The sequence below is a fragment of the Martinezella lusitana genome (assembly GCF_900094565.1).
Classification (GTDB): Bacteria; Pseudomonadota; Alphaproteobacteria; order Rhizobiales; family Rhizobiaceae; genus Rhizobium; species Rhizobium lusitanum.
Genome location: NZ_FMAF01000001.1, coordinates 445,567 through 465,710 on the forward strand (window position 1 = coordinate 445,567; position 20,144 = coordinate 465,710).

At 60.4% G+C, this 20,144-nt stretch carries 25 protein-coding genes and 1 pseudogene; 10 read left to right on the forward strand and 16 right to left on the reverse strand.

Features of this window, described 5'->3' with window-relative positions:
- Positions 1-73: 73 nt before the first annotated feature.
- Together GA0061101_RS02115 and GA0061101_RS02120 are read right to left on the reverse strand one after the other, a co-directional pair.
- Positions 74-265 carry a CsbD family protein gene (locus GA0061101_RS02115; protein WP_092572922.1) on the reverse strand — a complete coding sequence of 64 codons (192 nt, stop codon included), beginning with the start codon at positions 263-265 and terminating at the stop codon, positions 74-76.
- Between the two features lie 95 nt (positions 266-360).
- Positions 361-966, reverse strand: coding sequence for a YqgE/AlgH family protein (locus GA0061101_RS02120; protein ID WP_037193441.1), 606 nt, complete (start codon positions 964-966; stop codon positions 361-363).
- Positions 967-1,106: 140 nt separating this feature from the next.
- Here GA0061101_RS02120 and GA0061101_RS02125 point away from each other — a divergent pair, with 140 nt between their 5' ends.
- Both GA0061101_RS02125 and GA0061101_RS02130 read left to right on the forward strand, forming a co-directional pair.
- Positions 1,107-1,946, forward strand: a complete 840-nt coding sequence (locus GA0061101_RS02125; protein WP_092573022.1) for a protein-disulfide reductase DsbD domain-containing protein — start codon at positions 1,107-1,109, stop codon at positions 1,944-1,946.
- 84 nt (positions 1,947-2,030) lie between these two features.
- The gene (locus tag GA0061101_RS02130) at positions 2,031-2,516 is read left to right on the forward strand and encodes a peroxiredoxin (RefSeq protein WP_037193438.1); all 486 of its coding nucleotides are present in this window, start codon (positions 2,031-2,033) and stop codon (positions 2,514-2,516) included.
- Positions 2,517-2,603: 87 nt separating this feature from the next.
- Here GA0061101_RS02130 and GA0061101_RS02135 read toward each other — a convergent pair whose 3' ends face one another.
- On the reverse strand, positions 2,604-2,981 hold the full coding sequence (locus GA0061101_RS02135) for a VOC family protein (protein ID WP_092572923.1): 378 nt from the start codon (positions 2,979-2,981) through the stop codon (positions 2,604-2,606).
- A gap of 222 nt (positions 2,982-3,203) precedes the next feature.
- Here GA0061101_RS02135 and GA0061101_RS40725 point away from each other — a divergent pair, with 222 nt between their 5' ends.
- The 4 genes from GA0061101_RS40725 to GA0061101_RS02150 are packed head-to-tail and all read left to right on the forward strand — an operon-like array spanning position 3,204 to position 5,902.
- Positions 3,204-3,332 (forward strand): hypothetical protein, encoded by a 129-nt coding sequence (locus tag GA0061101_RS40725; protein WP_280518117.1) that lies wholly within the window; start codon positions 3,204-3,206, stop codon positions 3,330-3,332.
- Entirely contained in the window at positions 3,329-4,111 is a 783-nt protein-coding gene (locus tag GA0061101_RS02140) for a metal ABC transporter ATP-binding protein (protein ID WP_092572924.1), read from the forward strand. The genes GA0061101_RS40725 and GA0061101_RS02140 overlap by 4 nt, the downstream gene beginning before the upstream one ends.
- Positions 4,108-4,980: a metal ABC transporter permease gene (locus GA0061101_RS02145; RefSeq protein ID WP_092572925.1), complete on the forward strand. Its 873-nt coding sequence runs from the start codon at positions 4,108-4,110 to the stop codon at positions 4,978-4,980. The genes GA0061101_RS02140 and GA0061101_RS02145 overlap by 4 nt, the downstream gene beginning before the upstream one ends.
- 19 nt (positions 4,981-4,999) lie before the next feature.
- Positions 5,000-5,902, forward strand: coding sequence for a metal ABC transporter solute-binding protein, Zn/Mn family (locus GA0061101_RS02150; RefSeq protein ID WP_092572926.1), 903 nt, complete (start codon positions 5,000-5,002; stop codon positions 5,900-5,902).
- An 82-nt stretch (positions 5,903-5,984) separates the two neighbouring features.
- Here the strand turns inward: GA0061101_RS02150 and GA0061101_RS02155 are convergent, their stop codons facing one another.
- Both GA0061101_RS02155 and GA0061101_RS02160 read right to left on the reverse strand, forming a co-directional pair.
- On the reverse strand, positions 5,985-6,293 hold the full coding sequence (locus GA0061101_RS02155; RefSeq protein WP_037193421.1) for a Dabb family protein: 309 nt from the start codon (positions 6,291-6,293) through the stop codon (positions 5,985-5,987).
- A gap of 227 nt (positions 6,294-6,520) precedes the next feature.
- On the reverse strand, positions 6,521-7,420 hold the full coding sequence (locus tag GA0061101_RS02160) for a LysR family transcriptional regulator ArgP (RefSeq protein WP_092572927.1): 900 nt from the start codon (positions 7,418-7,420) through the stop codon (positions 6,521-6,523).
- Positions 7,421-7,520: 100 nt separating this feature from the next.
- On the opposite strand from GA0061101_RS02160, the gene GA0061101_RS02165 reads away from it, so the two are divergent.
- Both GA0061101_RS02165 and GA0061101_RS02170 read left to right on the forward strand, forming a co-directional pair.
- Positions 7,521-8,129, forward strand: a complete 609-nt coding sequence (locus tag GA0061101_RS02165) for a LysE/ArgO family amino acid transporter (protein ID WP_092572928.1) — start codon at positions 7,521-7,523, stop codon at positions 8,127-8,129.
- A gap of 111 nt (positions 8,130-8,240) precedes the next feature.
- Positions 8,241-9,132, forward strand: a pseudogene (locus tag GA0061101_RS02170) (dihydrodipicolinate synthase family protein).
- A gap of 44 nt (positions 9,133-9,176) precedes the next feature.
- On the opposite strand, the gene rnhA reads toward GA0061101_RS02170, so the two are convergent.
- The 5 genes from rnhA to GA0061101_RS02195 all read right to left on the reverse strand — a co-directional run bounded on the left by rnhA (position 9,177) and on the right by GA0061101_RS02195 (position 12,944).
- Complete coding sequence (gene rnhA, locus GA0061101_RS02175; RefSeq protein WP_034508264.1) at positions 9,177-9,617, reverse strand: ribonuclease HI; 441 nt, start codon at positions 9,615-9,617, stop codon at positions 9,177-9,179.
- Complete coding sequence (locus GA0061101_RS02180; protein WP_092572929.1) at positions 9,614-10,579, reverse strand: homoserine kinase; 966 nt, start codon at positions 10,577-10,579, stop codon at positions 9,614-9,616. Before GA0061101_RS02180 ends, rnhA begins: the two co-directional genes overlap by 4 nt.
- Positions 10,580-10,613: 34 nt before the next feature.
- Positions 10,614-11,621 (reverse strand): 4-hydroxy-3-methylbut-2-enyl diphosphate reductase, encoded by a 1,008-nt coding sequence (ispH, locus tag GA0061101_RS02185; protein ID WP_037198615.1) that lies wholly within the window; start codon positions 11,619-11,621, stop codon positions 10,614-10,616.
- Positions 11,622-11,770: 149 nt separating this feature from the next.
- Positions 11,771-12,532 (reverse strand): SURF1 family protein, encoded by a 762-nt coding sequence (locus tag GA0061101_RS02190; protein ID WP_092572930.1) that lies wholly within the window; start codon positions 12,530-12,532, stop codon positions 11,771-11,773.
- Positions 12,525-12,944 carry a DUF983 domain-containing protein gene (locus GA0061101_RS02195; protein ID WP_047560663.1) on the reverse strand — a complete coding sequence of 140 codons (420 nt, stop codon included), beginning with the start codon at positions 12,942-12,944 and terminating at the stop codon, positions 12,525-12,527. Before GA0061101_RS02195 ends, GA0061101_RS02190 begins: the two co-directional genes overlap by 8 nt.
- Before the next feature lie 150 nt (positions 12,945-13,094).
- On the opposite strand from GA0061101_RS02195, the gene GA0061101_RS02200 reads away from it, so the two are divergent.
- The gene (locus tag GA0061101_RS02200; RefSeq protein WP_092572931.1) at positions 13,095-13,745 is read left to right on the forward strand and encodes a chloramphenicol phosphotransferase CPT family protein; all 651 of its coding nucleotides are present in this window, start codon (positions 13,095-13,097) and stop codon (positions 13,743-13,745) included.
- A 68-nt stretch (positions 13,746-13,813) separates the two neighbouring features.
- Here the strand turns inward: GA0061101_RS02200 and GA0061101_RS02205 are convergent, their stop codons facing one another.
- From GA0061101_RS02205 to coxB, 6 genes are all read right to left on the reverse strand, one after another.
- Positions 13,814-14,692: a cytochrome c oxidase subunit 3 gene (locus GA0061101_RS02205; protein WP_037198608.1), complete on the reverse strand. Its 879-nt coding sequence runs from the start codon at positions 14,690-14,692 to the stop codon at positions 13,814-13,816.
- Between the two features lie 63 nt (positions 14,693-14,755).
- The gene (locus GA0061101_RS02210) at positions 14,756-15,367 is read right to left on the reverse strand and encodes a cytochrome c oxidase assembly protein (RefSeq protein WP_047638921.1); all 612 of its coding nucleotides are present in this window, start codon (positions 15,365-15,367) and stop codon (positions 14,756-14,758) included.
- Positions 15,368-15,376: 9 nt separating this feature from the next.
- The gene (locus GA0061101_RS39260) at positions 15,377-15,517 is read right to left on the reverse strand and encodes a hypothetical protein (protein ID WP_037198606.1); all 141 of its coding nucleotides are present in this window, start codon (positions 15,515-15,517) and stop codon (positions 15,377-15,379) included.
- Positions 15,514-16,473, reverse strand: coding sequence for a heme o synthase (locus tag GA0061101_RS02220; RefSeq protein WP_092572932.1), 960 nt, complete (start codon positions 16,471-16,473; stop codon positions 15,514-15,516). Before GA0061101_RS02220 ends, GA0061101_RS39260 begins: the two co-directional genes overlap by 4 nt.
- A 59-nt stretch (positions 16,474-16,532) precedes the next feature.
- A complete protein-coding gene (gene ctaD / locus GA0061101_RS02225) occupies positions 16,533-18,227 on the reverse strand; it encodes a cytochrome c oxidase subunit I (RefSeq protein ID WP_037198602.1) in 1,695 nt (564 codons plus the stop codon).
- A gap of 15 nt (positions 18,228-18,242) precedes the next feature.
- Positions 18,243-19,133, reverse strand: a complete 891-nt coding sequence (gene coxB, locus GA0061101_RS02230; RefSeq protein WP_037198600.1) for a cytochrome c oxidase subunit II — start codon at positions 19,131-19,133, stop codon at positions 18,243-18,245.
- A gap of 340 nt (positions 19,134-19,473) precedes the next feature.
- Between coxB and GA0061101_RS02235 the strand changes: the two genes are divergently transcribed.
- Complete coding sequence (locus GA0061101_RS02235) at positions 19,474-20,094, forward strand: invasion associated locus B family protein (protein WP_037198632.1); 621 nt, start codon at positions 19,474-19,476, stop codon at positions 20,092-20,094.
- The last annotated feature ends 50 nt before the right edge of the window (positions 20,095-20,144 follow it).

Consider the following 20,144-nt stretch of genomic DNA (forward strand, 5'->3'; position numbering starts at 1 on the left):
GCTCTACTTAGCGGGCCGCTTCTGCGGCACTATCTCAGATTGCACAGCGACCTGAAATTGGCGAGCAGCCGGATTACATCCGATCCACTGCACCCTTGACCTTATCCTTGGCCTTGCCGATGGCGCCCTGCACCTTGCCCTTGGCTTCCTGGGCCGCGCCTTTTGCGCGCAGTTCCTTGTCGTTCGTGGCCTTGCCGGCCATCTGCTTGGCCTTGCCGGCCACTTCGTTGACCTTGCCGGATACCTTGTCGGTCGTGCTACCCATGTCTAACACCTCCATAATTGGCACAGCGTTATTGCCGTTGCCCTGCCATGAAAACGTCACGGGCGTTACTTCGTTCCAATATAATGCAGTTCGCCTCAGCCATGCCCCGCATGCGGCGACAGCATTGCGGGGTTGATACCCATCAAAGCCAAGGCGCGCTCGTACTTGTCGTCGAGGCTTCGGTCGAAGATCAATTCCTCTTCGGCGGGGCAGTTCAGCCAGCCGTTATTGCCGATCTCGGCCTCCAATTGGCCGGCGCCCCAGCCGGCGTAACCGAGCAGCATGGTGGCGCGTTTGGGGCCGCTTCCCTTGGAGATGGCCCGCACGATATCCAGCGTCGCCGTCAGGCTGATATCGTCGCTGACCGGAATACTGCTGTCGCTGATATAGTCGTCGGAATGCAGGACGAAGCCGCGGCCGCTTTCGACCGGTCCCCCGGTCTGGATGGGGAAATCGCGCGCGACGGGCGGGAGAACGATGGCGTCGTCGTCCTTGATCATATCGAGATGCAAAAGGACATCCGTGAAGGTCAGCTTCTGGCCCCGGTTGATGACGAAGCCCATGGCCCCGGCATCGGAATGAGCGCAAATATAAATAACCGTCCGGTTGAAGTTCCGGTCCTCCATGCCCGGCATGGCGATCAGGAACTGGCCGTCGAGAAAACCTCTTTCGCGTCTATTCTTCAGCGTCGATAGGGACATTGTGCCTCCTGACCGCAGTCCATAACTGCACCGCTAAAAAAGAAGATGGGGCAATGTCATAAATCAATCAACTGAAAATGATCATTTCTTTTTTAAGCCGCGCTGGCTCCGGGCCAGCCAATCCGCTAAATCCTGCTCTCATGATTGGAACAGTTACCCTCCCCCGCCTGCCAACGCTTCTTGCCGAAACGCTTGCCGCCATCCTGTGCATCGGTACCGCCGCTTTCGCTGCAACGACTGATTGGGTGGACAATCAGGGCGGCCGCATGCGCCTGGTTGCGCTGGCACCGGACGCCGAAGGGCATATCCGCGCCGCGCTGCAGATCGAACCACAGCCCGGCTGGATCACCTATTGGCGCGAACCGGGCCAGAGCGGCATCCCGCCACAGGTAACGCTGGCCCCCAATAGCGGAATAAAGCTGGAGAAGACCGGCTATCCGATCCCGAAAAGGATCACGGTCGGCGCCATACAGGAAATCGGCTATGACGCGCCGGTGACATTGCCGCTCGATTTCACCATCGAGGGCAAGACGCCGGCAAAACTGGAATTGACCGCCTTCATCGGTTTCTGCAAGGAGATCTGCATTCCATTCCAGGCTGAGTATTCGCTGGCGCTGCCGACGAGCGAACAGCCGACGGCGCATGAACTGGCACTGCTGGACGCAGCCAAGGCCTCCCTGCCGCAGGCTCCATCCTCTGATTTCGCCCTTGAGAGCCACAGCCTTTCCGCGGATGCGAAAAACCTTTCGCTGCACCTCACCCTGCCTGACGCGACCGGAGAAAATCCGGCGATCTATGTCACCGGGCCGACGGGCTACGTGTTTTTCCAGCAAGCGAATGCGAAGCGGGAAGGCACCGCCTACTCGGCCGATATCGCAATCGCCAAGCTGCCGAAGAATTACGATATCAAGGGCAAGACCTGGGGTGTCCTCGTCGTCGACGGCGATCGCGCCATGGAAACCACGCTTGCGTTCGAATAGCTCCGATCTATAGTTCGCCCAACAATCCCTATCCAATCGGCGGCCGTTCAAACGCCCCCGAGATCGCGCCCCAAGGAGAGAGCCATGACCATTGCAATCGGCGATAAACTGCCCGCCGCCACTTTCAAGGAAAAGACCGCCGACGGCCCGGTCGAGATCAGCACCGAGCAGCTTTTTGCCGGCAAGCGCGTCGTGCTTTTCGCCGTTCCGGGCGCATTCACGCCCACCTGCTCGCTCAACCATCTGCCTGGCTATCTCGAAAACCGGGACGCCATTCTCGCCAAGGGCGTCGATGATATCGCCGTCATCTCGGTCAACGACTGGCATGTGATGGGCGCCTGGGCGCAATCATCCGGCGGCATGGGCAAGATCCACTTCCTCGCCGACTGGGACGGCTCCTTCGCCAAGGCGCTCGGCCTCGAAGTCGACCTCTCCGCCGGTGGCCTCGGCATCCGCTCCAAGCGCTATTCCATGCTGGTGGAAGACGGCGTGGTGAAGTCGCTGAACATCGAGGAAAGCCCCGGCCAGGCCACGGTTTCGGGTGCTGCCGCGATGATCGAGCAGCTTTGAGATTTCGACGGATTGAGGGGGCTGGTCGTATGACTGCCGCTCCAGACTGAACCGGGAATACTTGGGTATGCCCAAGTGTTCCCATTTCTATGCCCTATGTCTGCTTGTCACCCGGATATAATAGCCATCCGGATCTATGATGCGAAAATCGCGTAGACCCCATGGTTGCAGGACAAGCTCGGATACCGGGTGACCACGCGTTCTGATGGTCTCATAGAAGCCCTCTATGTCCGCAACGTTCAATACGATTTCGACGCCGAGGCCGAGCCGCTCTCCATCGGTGGCTCGAAGGGGATGATCGTGTCCGAGGGCCTCCCGCTTGTTGACAGAAATGGCCGCCTCGCCATTCGTGAGCATCGTATAGTCCGCGCTTGCCTGACCAATCACCTGGAAATTCAGCACCCGGCGATAGAATTCTATCGATGCCTGAACGTCGGTAACAAATAGCTCCAGCCGCAATTTCAAGACAGCCTCCTCTTCCAGCCCTGTCCAGCATTCTCCAGATCTCAATATCGCGGCAGGATAACTTTGTAGCAATCGCTATGGCGATTGGGAGCCAACGGCATTGGCTGACAGATATTCCAATATCGTTCGTAGCAATCGGCAGGTAATCCAGCCCACGCCTCTTTTTCGCCATATTCTCCCGGCTACAACACGTAATGTTATTACATAAATGAAAGCCCCCACATGCCTTTCGACCACAACCCCTTCGCGTCCTCCCTGATGGGGCGTTCCGCTCTTGTGCGCCTTGCCTATGTCGCGGTCGGCATAGCGGTACTCTGGGCGGCCATCGGCTGGGCGGTGGCCTTGGCATGAGCGATCTGATCCGTCTCGACAATCTTACCGTCACCTACGAGCGTCATCCCGCCGTGCACCACATTTCCGGCGCCTTCCGGACCGGTAGCCTCACGGCCATCGCCGGGCCGAATGGTGCGGGTAAATCGACGCTCTTGAAAGCCATCGTCGGTGAACTCAGGCCGGCGGGAGGGTCGATCGATCGCGGGGCGCTGACGCGCAACGATTTCGGCTACCTGCCGCAGGCCGCCGATATCAACCGCCGCTTTCCGATCTCGGTCGCCGACACGATCATGCTCGGTGCCTGGAAGAATGCCGGCGCATTCGGCCGCTTCTCGCGCCAGGATGCGGAGCGGGCGCGCGATGCGCTTTCGGTCGTCGGGCTTTCCGGTTTCGAGAACAGACATATCGGCTCGCTCTCGGCCGGCCAATTCCAGCGCGTGCTCTTCGCGAGACTGCTGCTGCAGGACGCGCGCGTCATCCTGCTGGACGAACCTTTTACCGCCATCGACCAGCGCACGACGCGCGATCTGCTCGACCTCGTTCTGCGATGGAACAACGAAGGGCGCACCGTCATCGCCGTTCTGCATGATTTCGATCAGGTGCGCGCTCACTTTCCCGAGACGATGCTGATTGCCCGCGAGCTTGTGGGATGGGGCGACACGCAGGACGTGATGAGCCCCGCCAACCTCATCAGGGCGCGGGCCATGGCCGAGCGCTGGGACGAGGAGGCCGAAGCCTGCCTGCCGGATGATGAGCTTGCCGAAGGTGGTCTCGCAAAGCGGGAGCCGGCCGAATGACCGCCTACGATATCTTCCTCGCGCCCTTCGCGGATTATGGCTTCATGCGGCGCGCGCTCATCGCCTGCCTCTGCCTCGGCCTCGGCTCCGGCCCGATCGGCGTTTTCCTGATGCTCAGGCGCATGAGCCTGATGGGGGATGCCATGAGCCATGCGGTGCTGCCCGGTGCTGCCATCGGCTATCTCATCGCCGGTTCGCTGTCGCTGACGGCCATGGGGCTCGGGGGGCTGGTGGCCGGCCTTTCGGTGGCGCTGCTCTCCGGCCTCGTCAGCCGCATGACGGTGCTGCAGGAGGATGCGAGCTTTGCCAGCTTCTATCTGACGTCGCTGGCGCTCGGCGTGCTGATCGTGTCGCTGCGCGGGTCCAATATCGACCTGCTGCATGTGCTCTTCGGCACGATCCTCGCGATCGACGCCCCTGCTCTCTACCAGATCGGCGCGATCACGACGGTGACGCTGCTGGCCCTTGCCGTCATCTACCGGCCGCTGGTCATGGAATGCTTCGATCCGGGCTTCCTGCGGGCCGTCGGCGGGCGTGGACCGGTCTATCATTTCCTATTCCTGCTGCTCGTCGTGCTCAATCTTGTCGCCAGCTTCCAGGCGCTCGGCACGCTGATGGCCGTGGGGCTGATGATGCTGCCGGCGGCGATCGCGCAGCTCTGGTCGCGCAGCCTGCCCGCGATGATGGTGATCGCGACGGGGACGGCGGCGGCTTCCGGCTATATTGGCCTCATCGCCTCCTACCATCTCGAATTTGCCTCGGGCCCGACCATCATCATCACGGCAAGCCTGATCTACGGCCTCTCCATCCTCTTCGCACCTTCGGGCCTTGCCCGGCGGTTCTTTCCCCGTCCCCATCTCCGGGGCTAATCCGAACAAGGAGACTCGCATGAATAAACAGAAACTGCTCCTCTCAGCCGCTGCAGTGGCCTTCGTCGCCTTTGGCGTCGCCCGCCCCGCCGCCGCCGAGACGCTGGATGTCGTCGCTTCCTTCACCGTGCTCGCGGATGTCGTCAAGCAGGTCGGCGGCGACCATGTGAAGGTGTCGAGCCTCGTCGGCCCGAACGGCGACCCCCATGAATTCGAGCCGTCGCCGGCCGATGCCAAGAGGCTCAACGCCGCGAAGGTCACCTTCGTCAGCGGCGAGGGCCTGGAAGGCTGGATGGACCGGCTGATCAGCGCATCGGGCTACAAGGGAACGCCCGTCGTCGCCTCCGATGGCATCAACACCCGCACCATGGTCGATGACGGCAAGACGGTCACCGATCCGCATGTGTGGAACAGCCCAGTCAACGTGAAGGTCTGGGTCGCCAATATCGAAAAGGCGCTCTCCGCGGCCGATCCGGCCGACGCTGCCGATTTCAAGGCCAATGCCGAGCGCTACACCAAGGTGCTCACCGAACTCGACGCCTATGCCCACAGCAAGTTCGACAAAATTGCCGACGATCGCCGCAAGGTGCTGACCAGCCACGACGCCTTCGGCTATTTCGGCCGCGAATACAATGTCAGCTTCCTGTCGCCGCTCGGCGTCTCGACGGAAACCGAAGCCTCTGCCGCCGATGTCGCCAAGCTGATCGAGCAGATCAAGACGGAGCATGTGAAGACCTATTTCTTCGAAAACTCCAACGATCCGCGCCTAGTCAAGCAGGTCGCAAAGGCCACCGGCGCCGAGCCGGGCGGCGAGCTCTACGTCGAATCCCTTTCCAAGGCCAACGGCCCGGCTCCGACTTACGAGAAAATGTTCCGTTATAACGTTGACCAGCTGGCCGCCGCGATGGCGAAGTCGAGCTGAGCCGCCGACTGAACGAACACTGAGCAAACCGGGTCGCAGGTATGTTTCGCCTGCGGCCCGTTCTGCTTAAAGCCCGTTGTGCTTAAAGATTGAGATCGAAGACCAGCAGCCCGGCCAGGCCGCCATCGGTCGAAGAGACAATCCGCTCGCCGACGGCGACATGCTGCGGATGCACCAGATAGGCATCCCGCGCCTCGGCGCTCTCGAACGTTACGGCAAAACCATCGACAAAGCCGCCATGCAGCCCTTCCGGAGAGACATTCGGCCCGTATTTGACATCGATAATGCCGGGAATGACCTGCTGCAAAGCGGCCACGGATTCGAAAAGAGCTTTCTTCTCATCCTGTGTCATGGCGGATTTAAGCCGAAGAAAAACGCAATGCAGGATCATGGATACAGCCTCCCTGGATGTTGGAGGCAGCATAGAGGGAAAGGGGGATGGGGCAAGGCACCAATTCGCGAACATTGCATTCCGGCAGCCAAGCGAATGGCAACGCGTTTAGAGCAATTCCAGGAAAAGTGGGCAGCGGTTTTCCGTCCGGGATTGCGTGAAAAAAAAGAGATAGAGCGGCTCAGAGATTCCGTGAAAAACTGAACCGCTCTAGCGCGAAGCACAGCTCACGCTGACAAATGGGCTTTGGCTGTCGCAGTGATTTCGCGCGTCAATTCGGCAAGCCGGTCGGCCGCGAGACGGTTGACTTGCCAATATAATGGAATGTCCAGCGGCGTGTCGGGGATCAGCTCGACCAAGCGCCCGGCCTCCAGATGCTCCCGCACAAGCTGGATGGGATTCATGCCCCATCCCATGCCTACAAGACAGGCATCCACGAACCCTTGGGTCGAAGGCAGCCAGTGGCTCGGATAGGCAAAATCCTCTCCGAATGTCTGGCGTATCCAGCGGCTTTGAAGCCTGTCCTTCTGGTTGAACGTCAGGGCCGGCGCGTTCAGGATCGCTTCCGGGGTAACGCCTTTTGAAAAATGCCGGGCAATGAAAGCGGGGCTTGCCGTCGCATGGTAGCGGAGTGCGCCGAGGGACATGCGACGGCAGCCCTGAATCGGCTTTTCCAGGCTGGTAACTGCTGCAATAACCCGCCCCCGCTGCAGCCATTCGGCCGTATGATCCTGGTCGTCGATGGCGATATTCAGCAGATAGGGGGAGCGCTTGGCAAAACCGGATATGGCTTCCACGAACCAGGTCCCGAGACTATCGGCATTCGTGGCGATGTGAAGCGTAACCCGTTGCTTCGGCTCGCCGGGATCGACGAGCGCCGGCAAGCGTCCGAAAAGCTCGTCTTCCAGCATGCCGACATTCTCCATATGGCGGCAGAGCCATTCGCCCTTTTCCGTCGCGGTGCAGGGATTGCCCCTGACGATCAGGACGACGCCCAGGCGTTCTTCAAGCTGCTTCACCCGCTGCGAGACAGCCGAAGGCGTGACGTTGAGAAGGGCCGCGGCTTTTTCGAAGCTGCCTGTCTGGACGACCATGGAAACGGCACGGAGAGCGGAATAGTCGAGCATGGCTTAGTTTTTCTTAATCAGGATTAGCAACATTAATTAGTCTAATTCTTCCTTAGGCGATATCGGAAATGCTCATTGGTTTTGGAGCATTTCGGCAAGGATGAATTTTTCGATCTATATGACGGGTCTCACGATGGGGCTCAGCCTGATTGTCGCGATCGGCGCGCAAAACGCCTTCGTCCTGCGCCAGGGCCTTCGCAACGAGCATGTATTCGCCGTGTGCCTCGCATGCGCGCTCTCCGATGCAGCGCTCATCGTGCTCGGAGTGACGAGCTTCCACCAGATATCCACGCTGCTGCCCTGGCTCGATCCTGTCATGCGCTATGCAGGAGCGGCCTTCCTGATCTGGTACGGAGCCAGGAGCCTCTATTCCGCCTTTCGCTCGACCTCGATGCTGGCTGCCGGAGAGGCGAGGTCATCGAGCTTTCGGCATACGCTTGCCATGTGTCTGGCACTCACCTGGCTCAACCCGCATGTCTATCTCGATACCGTCGCATTGCTCGGCACGATCTCGACCCGGTTTCCGGGGAACGAGGCTTCATTTGCGGCGGGTGCCATGACGGGCTCCTTCCTGTTCTTCTTTTCGCTCGGCTTTGGCGCGAGATGGCTGAGACCGATCTTTGCGAAACCCGCGTCCTGGCGCATTCTGGAAACGCTCATTGCCCTTACCATGTGGGTGATCGCCACCAAGCTGCTGAGCGGGGTATGATTTCTGCGTTACATTCATGGACAGTCACACGGCGCTAAGCGTAGGACGATTTCAGCTTCTGCTTTTCGAGCGCTATCGCGGGTCGGAGCCTGACAGAGAAGGAAAACAATCGTGACGCTCTTTACTGGCCTTTCGGCCTTTCCGATTACCCCGACCGATGCTTCCGGACACGTTGATATTGTAGTGCTCGCCCGCCTGCTCGAACGCATCCAACTGGCGGGCGTTGATTCCATCGGGTTGCTTGGCAGTACGGGCGGCTACGCCTTCCTGTCACGCGACGAGCGCCGGCGGGCTGTCCTGGCCGCAACAGCCAGCGTCGGCGGCAAGATCCCCGTCATCGTTGGGGTTGGAGCACTGCGAACCGACGAAGCGCAGGCGTTGGCGCGCGATGCCAAGGCGTCCGGTGCGGATGGGCTGCTGCTGGCTCCCATGTCCTATACTCCACTCACGGAGGAAGAGGTCTATCAGCACTTCGCAGCCGTCGCGGAGGCCGGCAACCTGCCGCTCTGCATCTACAACAATCCCGGCACAACGAAATTCACGTTCAGCGACGGGCTGATAGCCCGCCTGGCAAAGGTGACGAATATCGCGGCGGTAAAGATGCCTCTGCCCCAAGGAGGCGATTTCGAGGGAGAGATGGCGCGTCTGCCGCCAGGAAACGCCAAAGGCTTTCGCCATCGGCTACAGCGGCGATTGGGGAGCGACGGCCGGACTGCTGGCCGGCGCCGATGCCTGGTACAGTGTGGTCGCCGGCCTCCTGCCCGCCGAGGCGCTGGCACTCACACGGGCTGCGCAAGCCGGCGATACCGCCGAAGCCAAACGGCTCGATCAGAAGTTTCAGCCGTTATGGAACCTATTCAAGGAGTTCGGCAGCTTCCGCGTCATGTTTGCGATTGCCGAAGCGCTCGATCTTTGCAGGATCGATCCGCCGCGCCCGATCCTGCCGCTCTCGGCAGCCGAAAAGCCGCGCGTGAGAAGCGCGCTCGATCACGTCTTGGCATGATCCCTTCGGCGGGATGCGGCTGGGCCGAGCTTATCGCCGACGAGCTACTTCCGCTTAAATGGCTCCATCCCCTTGCGCGCCAGCTCATCCGCGCGCTCATTCTCCGGATGTCCGGCATGGCCCTTCACCCAGTGCAGCGTCACCTGATGCCGGTTGCGGGCCTCTTCCAGCGCCTGCCAAAGCTCGGCGTTCTTCACCGGCTTCTTGTCGGCGGTCTTCCAGCCGTTTTTCTTCCAGCCGAAAATCCATTTGGAGATGCCGTCCATCACATATTTGGAATCGGTATGAAGATCGACCTCGCAGGGGCTCTTCAGCGCGTTGAGCGCCGAGATCGCCGCCAGCAGCTCCATGCGGTTGTTGGTGGTCTCGGCCTCGCCGCCGAAAAGTTCCTTTTCGACGTCGCCGTAGCGCAGCACCGCGCCCCAGCCGCCGGGACCGGGATTGCCGGAGCAGGCGCCGTCCGTGAAGATATCGACATGCTTCATGCCTTCAGCCCGTATTCGGCTGCGGAGGCGATCTGGCGGTGGAAGCGCAGCTTGCGCAGATATTCGATCGGGTCCTTCTTGGTGACCATGGCGCCGGCCGGCGTCGTCAGCCAGTCGTAGAGGCGGGTCAGGAAGAAGCGCAGCGCCGAGCCGCGCGCCAGCGTCGGCAGGGCGGCGATTTCGGCTGAATTCAGCGGCCGCACGCTCTGATAGCCATCGAGCAGCGCCATGCCCTTGGTGACGTTGTAGGCGTGGTCCTTCTCGAAGCACCAGGCATTGAGGCAGATCGAGACATCGTAGGCGAGCTGATCGTTGCAGGCGAAATAGAAGTCGATCAGTCCGGAAAGCGTGTCGCCCAGGAAGAAGACATTGTCTGGGAAAAGGTCGGCGTGGATGACGCCTTCAGGCAGGTCCTTCGGCCAATGATGCTCAAGGAAATCGAGCTCGCTGCGGATCTCGTTCTGCAGGCCGGACTCGACCTCATCGGCGCGCGCCTCGGACTTTTCCCAGAGCCCTTGCCAACCCTCGAGCGACAGCGCATTCCGGCGGCGGATCTCGAAGCCCTCGCCGGCAACATGCATGGCGGCCAGCGCCTTGCCGACCTCGCGGCAATGATGCGCCTCGGGCTTCCTCAGCCACATGCCTTCGAGGAAGGAGATCAGGGCGGCCGGGCGGCCTGAGAGATGGCCGAGCAGCTCGCCATCGCGGCGGGGCAACGGCAGCGGGCAGGACAGGCCGCGGCTTGCCAGATGCTGCATCAGCCCCAGGAAAAACGGCAGGTCGCCCTTGTCGACACGCTTCTCATAGAGCGTCAGGATCAGCGGATCGCGCGTCGTGTGCAGCAGGAAGTTCGAATTCTCGACTCCCTCGGCAATGCCCTTATAGGAGAGCAGTTCGCCTACGTCATACTCCGTCAGGAACCACTTCAAATCGTCTTCGGTAATATCGGTATAAACAGCCACGAAACAGTCCTGAATTTGGGCGCTTTGGGATCGGTTATTCGCCGTTGACGAAGGCCATGTCGGCGGTCGTCAGCTCGATGCTGCGCAGCTCGCGATTGACGAGGAAATTCTCGGTTTCCTTCACCGTCTCGGCCAGCTCCACGACGGCGTTGTAGCGGGCGCGGAACGCTTCGATGATCTCGTTGACGATGACCTCTGGCGCAGATGCACCAGCCGAAAGGCCGACAGTGCTGATATCGCCGATATTGTCCCAGTCGATCTCCGAAGCACGCTGGACGAGCACAGATTTCGTCGCCCCTGCTCGCAGCGCCACTTCGACGAGGCGCTTGGAATTGGAGGAATTCGGCGCGCCGACGACGATGAAGAGATCGCAGCCGGGAGCCGCCTCCTTCACCACTTCCTGGCGGTTCGTGGTGGCATAGCAGATCGAATCGGCTGATGGGGCGGTGAGATTGGGAAAGCGCTCCTGCAGCCGCGCGATGACGCCGGCTGTGTCATCGACCGAAAGCGTCGTCTGGGTCACGAAGCCGAGATTATCGGGATCGGCGGGCTCGTAGACGTCGGCATCCTCGACGGTCTCGATCAGCGACACCGCGCCTTCGGGAAGCTGGCCCATGGTGCCGATCACTTCCGGATGACCGGCATGGCCGATGAGGACGACATGGCGGCCGAGGCGATTGTGGCGCATGGCCTGCTTGTGGACCTTGGAGACCAGCGGACAGGTGGCGTCGAGATAGAAGAGATTGCGCGCATCGGCATCGGCCGGCACGGATTTCGGCACGCCATGGGCGGAGAACACGACCGGCTGGGCGCGATGCTCGGCCGGGATCTCATCCAGCTCCTCGACGAAGATGGCGCCTTTGGCTTCCAGCCCCTCGACGACATAGCGATTATGCACGATCTCGTGGCGGACATAGACCGGCGCACCATAGGCCTTCAGCGCCAGCACGACGATCTGGATGGCGCGATCGACGCCGGCGCAAAAGCCGCGCGGCCCGCAAAGCCGGATGGTCAGGTCAGGTTTGGAAACGGCTATGTTCATGTCTCTTCCGAAATCCGCGACAGTGGCAGAGCTATAGATAGGTGCGCCCTGCCGCCTGCTCCATTTAGTCCGCATGATCTTGTCCAAAAACCGCTGCGCACTTTTTGGGATCATGCTCTAGCCGAATATTCCATCGAAATGAAGCTATTCTATTGTGATGGCGCGTCCGGATGATGTTTGCGCCACCAGGAAATCGCGACGATGGCAGCCAGCGCCATCGCCAGGCCATACCAGGTCACCGCATATTGCAGGTGGCTGTTCGGCAGATCGATGATGGTCACGCCGCCGATCGGCAAGCCCTGAGGATTGGGCGTTTTGTCTGCATCGATGAAGAAGGGCAGCACCTTGTCCTTGGGCAGCCCGACACTGGATGCCATCGCATCCAGGTCCCTCCAGAAGAATATGTTCTTGACCGGATCGTTGTCCGGCATGCCCGACGGCCGGTCGACGAGCTTGGCGCGCGCAAGGCCGGTGACGGTCTGCTCGCCGGTCAGCTGGCCCTGCTTGCGCATTTCCGGCTCTTTGGCCTCGGACGGCACGAAACCCCGGTTGACGAAGATGAAGCGGCCATCGTCAAGCTGCAAAGGCGTATAGATGTGAAAGCCCGGCTCCTCTGCATAGGTGGCGAGGAAGTCCCGTTCCTTGTTGTTGAGATAGTGACCGGTGGTAGTCACCACGCGATATTCTATGTCGCCGCCGGAAGCGGCCATCGCCTCGATCGCCGACAGCGGCACGGCAGGCGCATCCTTGCGCGCGGCAATGTCGGCCAGCAGGCCTTCCTTCCAGTGCAGCCGCTGGACCTGCCAGGTGCCCAAACCAACCAGGATGACAAGGACGGCGAGCAGGATCAGCGCCTTGCCGATTTGCCACAGAGGATTGGCGCGGCGGACTGATACAGCAGACTCAGTCACGACTGATCTGCCCTTCGCTGGCCTTGTTGCGATATTGCAGCGCGATCAGAATGCCCTTGCACCACCGCAGGGACAGTAGCGACAGAATGATTGTGAGCGGCGCAAACAGCACGATATAGACCCAGACCGGCGGCGCATAATTGATCTGCATCCACAGGACCAGGCCGATGACGATGAAGCCGACGATCAGGATGACGAAAACCGCCGGCCCATCGCCGGCATCGGCAAACGTATAGTCGAGATTGCAGGCGGAACAACGCGGCTTTATCGACAATAATCCATCGAAGAGCTTGCCATGGCCGCAGCGCGGGCAACATCCCTGGATACCGACCTTGAACGGATCGACGGGGGCAAAGAGGGTACTGTCATCACGGGGTGCCCCGTCGGGGCCTTTGTCTTGCTCTGAGGTCAAAGTTCTGTCTCGATCGGCCTGTCATTGCGGACGAGCATTCCGATCCCGCCCCCTGTCATCATCAGTAGCGGCGATGGGTGCGTCCGTCCAATCGAAAAGCTCTGACATCGTCGCATTCGAGCCGGAATATATGCAAAAGGGACCTATTTCATGGAACATGGCGACGGTGGCTCAGCGGGCCGCATCATCATCCTGAACGGTGCGCCGCGGTCGGGAAAATCCAGCATCGTCGAGGCCATCCAGGCCGGATTCGACGGCGTGTGGGTCAATCTCGGCGTCGACGCCTATATCAGGCACATCACGCCGGCGCGCTACCGTCCGGGCATCGGCCTGCGCCCCGGCGGCGAGCGGCCCGATCTCGAACCGCTCATTCCGCGCTTTTATGCCGCACTGTATGCGTCGATCGCCGCTCACAGCCGCATGGGCTTGAATGTCGTCGCCGAGTTCGGCCATCACGACGCCTATTCGCGCCCGCTCGGCATTCTGGCGGATTGCGCCAGGCAATTGGCCGGGTTGCCGGTTCTATTCGTCGGCGTGCGTTGTTCTCTCGACGTGGTGATGCAGCGGCGGCTGGCGGAAAGCCCGGAGAGGCAAGGAATCTACGTTCCGATCGGCCCTGATATGGCCGTTCCCGCGCCGGTGCTTGCCTGGCAGGAAGAGGTGCATCGGCCCGGCATCTACGATCTGGAGGTCGATACCTCGGCAAAAAGCCCACGGACATGCGCAGATGAGATCAAGCAGGCTCTGGATCGCGGCATTCCACGCCCCTCGGCATTCGAGCGGCTTGCGGCGGGGGGCTGAAGCCGCCCAAACAGAAAGGCGGACACATGGTGCCCGCCTTCCATTTCATTGCAAGGGGATATTGGCGATCAGCCAGCCGCGACCGGCGCACCCCAGCTGCCCCAGATGTAGATGCAGAAGAACAGGAACAGCCAGACGACGTCGACGAAGTGCCAGTACCAGGCGGCCGCCTCGAAGCCGAAATGCTGCTTCGGGGTGAAATCGCCCCTGATGGCGCGGCCGAGGCACACCAGCAGGAAGATCGTGCCGATCAACACGTGAAAGCCGTGGAAGCCGGTCGCCATGAAGAAGGTCGCGCCATAGATCGAGTTCTTGAACTCGAAGGGTGCGTGCGCATATTCGTAGGCCTGCACGCAGGAGAACAGCGCGCCGAGAAGGACTGTCAGCGTCAGCCCCTGGATCATGCTCTTGCGGTCGCCATGCAGCAGCGCATGGTGCGCCCAGGTGACCGTCGTGCCCGACAGCAGCAGGATGATGGTGTTGTAGATCGGCAGGTGCCAGGGATCGAGCACCTCGACACCCTTCGGCGGGAACTGGCCGCCGAGGAAAGCCGTACGCGAAGCCTGGATCGCCTCGTTCGGGAACAGGCTGACGTCGAAATAGGCCCAGAACCAGGCGACGAAGAACATCACCTCGGAGGCGATGAACATGATCATGCCGTAGCGCAGGTGCAGCGAGACGACGCGTGTATGCGCGCCTTCATGCGCCTCCTTGATCGTGTCCGACCACCAGCCGTACATGACGTAGAGAATGACAGCCAGGCCGATGAAAAACAGCCAGGGCTGCGCAAAGTTGATCCCGAACAGATGCAGCGCGCCGCCATTGAGGTAGCGCATGAAGCCGACGCCGCCGAAGGTGATCACGAAGGCCCCGATGGCCGCGATGAACGGCCATGGGCTGGGATCGATAATATGATAATCGTGTTTCTTCTGATGCGCTTCGGCCATGTCAGCAATCCCCGAATAACTTTTTCCCATATTGCTTCCGGTGAACCCGAAAAGCACTCTCCATCAAAGTTTTTTTTCCGCCGGCTGCACTGCGCCGTCATTCGACGCCAAGGGCTTTGCGCCCTCCCGCGGGTAGAATGTGTAGGACAGTGTCAGCGCGTTGATCGTCTTGGTTTCCGCAGCCTTGGTGATTTCAGGATCGACGTAGAAGACCACCGGCATCTCGCGCTTTTCCCCGGGCGCGAGATCTGTTTCATTGAAGCAGAAGCATTGGACCTTGTTGAAATAGACACCGGCTTCGAGCGGCGTGACATTGAAGATCGCCTGGCCGCGTTCCACCTTGTCGGACTTGTTTTCCACCAGGAACTTGACCTCGATCGTCTCGCCGATCTTCGGATTCACCGATTTTTGCGCCGGCTTGAAATCCCAGGGCAGGCCGGGCGCGACATTGGCGTCGAAGGAAACCTGGATCGACTTGTCGAGAATGACGCTGGATACCTGTTCCGTACGCTGCGTGGTGCCGTTGTAGCCCGTAACCTGGCAAAACATGCGATAAAGCGGCACGGCGGCGGCACACATGGCGCTCATGCCGATGACGAAGCTCAGGCACATGGCAACGACCAGCCCGTTGTTACGGGTGCCGGTTCTTGCGCTCTTCGTGACCTCCTCCTCCATCATCCCTCCTCAACCGTGTCCGGTGCCGACCTTGATGATGGTGATCGTGTAGAACAGGATCACGAGGCCGGCCAGTACCAGGCCGAGCGCGATATTGCGCCCTCGCCGCGATTTCTTCTGTGCTTCCGTCAATTTGACGAGGTCGATCATAGCCAGCCTCCGCCGCCGCTCGACATCAACACGGCAATGAGCCGGTCGATCAGCAGCGCGGAAAAGATCGCAAAGAGATAGATGATGGAAAAGCCGAAGAGCTTCTTTGCCGGAACCATCTTCTTGTCGCCATCGGCCATGCGCCAGACGGCGATGGAACAGTGCACGAAGATCGCGCCCAGCACCGCGGCGACGACGCCGTAACCCAGGCTCGCAAAGCCCATGAAAGCCGGTACCACACCGACGATGGCGGTCAGCACGGCATAGACGACGATCTGCTTCTTGGTCGTGGGGATACCAGCGACGTTCGGCAGCATCGGGACGCCTACGGCCTCGTAGTCGCCCATCTTGAACAGGGCCAGCGCCCAGAAATGCGCCGGCGTCCAGAGAAAGATGATGAGGAAGAGCACGATGCTCTCGATCGACACACTACCGGTGACGCAGGCCCAGCCGATAACAGGTGGGAAGGCGCCGGCGGCGCCGCCGATGACGATATTCTGCGGTGTCGAGCGCTTCAGCCACATCGTGTAGATGACGGCGTAGAAGAAAATCGTGAAAGCGAGGATCCCGGCGGAGAGCCAGTTGACGGCAAGACCGAGGATCACCACCGAAAAACCTGACAGCACGAGGCCGAACGCCAGCGCTTCGGAGGCCCTGATGCGGCCCGAGGGTATCGGCCGACGCGCGGTGCGGCTCATCACCGCGTCGATATCGGCATCATACCACATGTTCAAGGCGCCGGATGCGCCGGCACCCACGGCTATGCAAAGAATGGCGATGAAACCGAGAATCGGATTGATATGACCGGGAGCCAGCACCAGGCCGGTAAAGGCGGTGAAGACGACCAGCGACATGACCCGCGGCTTCAGAAGCTCGAAATAATCGCGTGCACTCGCTTCCGACAAGCCGGTTTCGCCTTTCTTTGCGAGCGCTTCGTGATTGTCGATGACCGTCATTCTCTCTTCCAATTGTCAGTTGAGCCGGACGCCGCTCATCACGGCGTCCGGAAACAGGCTTACTTGATGCGCGGCAACTCTTCCCACTGGTGGTGCGGCGGCGGCGACGAAAGCTGCCACTCGAGCGTGGTTGCACCCTCACCCCAGGGATTGTTGCCTGCAACGCGCTTCTTCACGAATGCATCTATAACGCCCCAGAAGAAGAAGCAAACGCCTACCGCTGCGACATAGGAGCCGATGGAGGACACGAAGTTCCACCCCGCATAAGCATCCGGATAGTCGATGTAGCGGCGCGGCATACCCGCGCGGCCGAGGAAGTGCTGCGGGAAGAACACCATGTTCACACCGACGAAGGTGATCCAGAAGTGCCAGTTGCCGATCCGCTCGTTGTACATGTAGCCGGTCATCTTCGGGAACCAGTAGTACCAGGCGGCGAAGATCGCAAAGACCGCGCCGAGCGACAGCACGTAGTGGAAGTGTGCCACAACAAAGTAGGTCGCGTGCAATTCGCGGTCGAGGCCGGCATTGGCGAGCTGAACGCCGGTGACGCCGCCAAGCGTGAACAGGAAGATGAAGCCGAGCGCCCAGATCATCGGCGTGCGGAACTCGATGGAGCCGCCCCACATCGTCGCGATCCACGAAAAGACCTTCACGCCGGTCGGCACCGCGATGACCATCGTCGCGAACACGAAATAGCGCTGCGTGTCGAGCGACAGGCCGGTCACGTACATGTGGTGAGCCCAGACGACGAAGCCGACCGCGCCGATCGCAACCATGGCATACGCCATGCCGAGATAACCGAAGATCGGCTTGCGCGAGAAGGTGGAGATGATGTGGCTGATCATGCCGAAGCCGGGCAGGATCAGGATGTAGACTTCCGGATGGCCGAAGAACCAGAAGAGGTGCTGATAAAGCAGCGGGTCGCCGCCGCCTTCCGGCGCAAAGAACGTCGTGCCGAAGTTGCGGTCGGTCAGCAGCATGGTGATGGCGCCGGCAAGAACGGGCAGCGACAGGAGCAGCAGGAAGGCAGTGACCAGCACCGACCAGGCAAACAGCGGCATCTTGTGCAGCGTCATGCCCGGGGCGCGCATGTTGAGGATCGTCGTGATGAAGTTGATCGCGCCGAGGATCGACGAGGCGCCGGCAAGATGCAGCGCGAAGATCACCAGATCGATCGCTGGGCCCGGATGGCCGACGGTACCCGACAACGGTACATACATCGTCCAGCCGGCGCCCGCGCCATAAGCACCCGCGGGACCCTCGACGAACATCGAAAGAATGAGCAGCAGGAAGGCCGGAACGATGAGCCAGAAGGAGATGTTGTTCAGGCGCGGAAACGCCATGTCAGGCGCGCCGATCATGATCGGCACCATCCAGTTGGCAAAGCCGCCGATCATCGCCGGCATGACCATGAAGAAGATCATGATCAGCGCGTGGGCTGTCACGAAGACGTTGTACATCTGCTTGCCGCCGTCGATGGCGGCATCGCCCGAATAGCCATAGACCATGGACGCCAGACCGCTGAAGATCTGAATGCCGGGCTCCTGCAATTCCATGCGGATGGCAACGGACAGCAGGAAACCGATCACACCCGCGAAAATCGCGAAGATCAGATAGAGCGTGCCGATGTCCTTGTGATTCGTCGAATACAGCCAGCGCTCGGCAAAGCTTGGCGTGTGAGCGTGATGATCGTCATGCGCATGGGCGTCCTGAAGATCGTGCGAATGATCGTCGTGTGCCGTGGATCCAGCCATTGTCCCTACCCCTCCTTATTTCGCCGTGTTTTCAGCGACCTTGACGGTTGCCGGTTGGTCGACGGCGGCCATCAGAGCCTTGTTCGCCTTGCTCAGATCAGTTGCAGCGGAAGCCATCCACTGCTTGTACTGATCGTCGGAGACGACACGGATGGCGATCGGCATGAAAGAGTGATCCTTGCCGCAGAGCTCGGAACACTGGCCGTAAAACAGGCCTTCGCGGTCAGCTTTGAACCAGGTCTCGTTCAGACGGCCAGGAATAGCGTCGATCCTGATGCCGAAGGCAGGCATGGCGAAGGAATGGATGACATCGGTCGGCGCGGCAGTGACGAGAACACGGACGTTCTTGCCGATCGGCACCACCATCTCGTTATCGACGGCAAGGAGCCGAGGATATTTCGACTTGTCTTCCTTGCCGGCGGCCGCCCGATCCGGCTCCTTCAACATGAACGAATCGAAGGCGAGCGGCGTGGTGCCGCTGTTCTCGTATTCATAATTCCACTGCCACTGCGTCGCCGTCGCCTTGACGGTCACGTCCGTCTGCTCCGGGAAAGTCAGCTGGTCAGTGAGAAGGTTGAAGGAAGGAATGGCCAGGAACAGAAGGACGAGGACAGGACCTATGGTCCAGGCGACCTCGACCAGCGTGTTGTGACTCGTCCTGGAGGGCACCGGGTTTTTGGAAGCCCGGAATTTCACGATAACGACGACCAGAAGGACGAGAACAAGCAGCGTGATCGGGATGATAAACCAAAGCGTGTATGCTTCAAACCAGCGGATTTGATGCATATTGCCGGTCGCCGCCTCCTGCATACCGGTTTCCCAAGGTCTCGGCTGATCGGCATAACTGCCTGTCGCGAAAAGCAGACAGATCAGAGCCGTCAGAGCCGCGTAAGCTCTCTTAATCACGATGTCTCTCCCTCCAGCGTTTGATCCCAGATCAACCTCAAACGCAGTATCCCTACAGTCTATTGCGCTTCAAACCACAGTTTGGGGTACTCCGCAACAACTCCCGCCATTTGTTAGTGCGGCATTTTTGCGCGAATATGCCGTCCCCTTTTGCCAGCCGGACATGGCAAGCATTTCATCATCATACGAAAAATTGCATCGCGGTCCATGGCGTCACACGGACAAAATGGAGTACACGTCGTATTTCCGCCGTAGTCGATTGGAATCCAGCACGCGGGGCTTTTCATTTGCCAGCCTGGGCTTCAACAATATCGGCACTGATTCGAATCTAGAGGTTTCCATGGGTTTTCGTTCCCTTGCCCGGCTTTGGCTTGTTACCGGCAGCATTGCGGCATCGATCGCTGTGCCTGCATGGGCGCAGCAGGCACAACAGACTCAGCCGGCGCAGCAGACCCAACAGCTGCAGCCCCAGCAACAGGGCCAGCCGCAGCCCCATACGCAGCAAGTTCCGACCAGCCAGGTTCCACAACCTCCGGGCACGGTGCGCTCGAGCCACGGGGCCTGGTCCGTCGTCTGCGACAAGCCGGCGGGTGCTTCTGCCGAGCAGTGCGCCCTGATGCAGAACGTGATCGCAGAGGATCGCCCGGAGATCGGCCTTTCCGTCGTGGTCCTGAAGACCGCTGATCGCAAGTCAAAGATCCTGCGCGTGCTCGCGCCGCTCGGCGTACTTTTGCCTAACGGCCTCGGCCTCAATATCGACGGCAAGGATATCGGTCGCGCCTATTTCGTGCGCTGCTTTGCCGACGGCTGCTATGCGGAAGTCGTGCTTGAAGACGAATTGCTGAAGACGCTGCGCAGCGGCGCCACCGCGACCTTCATCGTCTTCCAGTCGCCGGAGGAAGGCATCGGCATTCCGGTCGATCTGAAGGGCTTTGCAGAAGGCTACGACGCCCTTCCCTGAGGGGATGGGCTTGCTCTTGCGCCATGCGAAGCCTACATCGGCTCTGAACG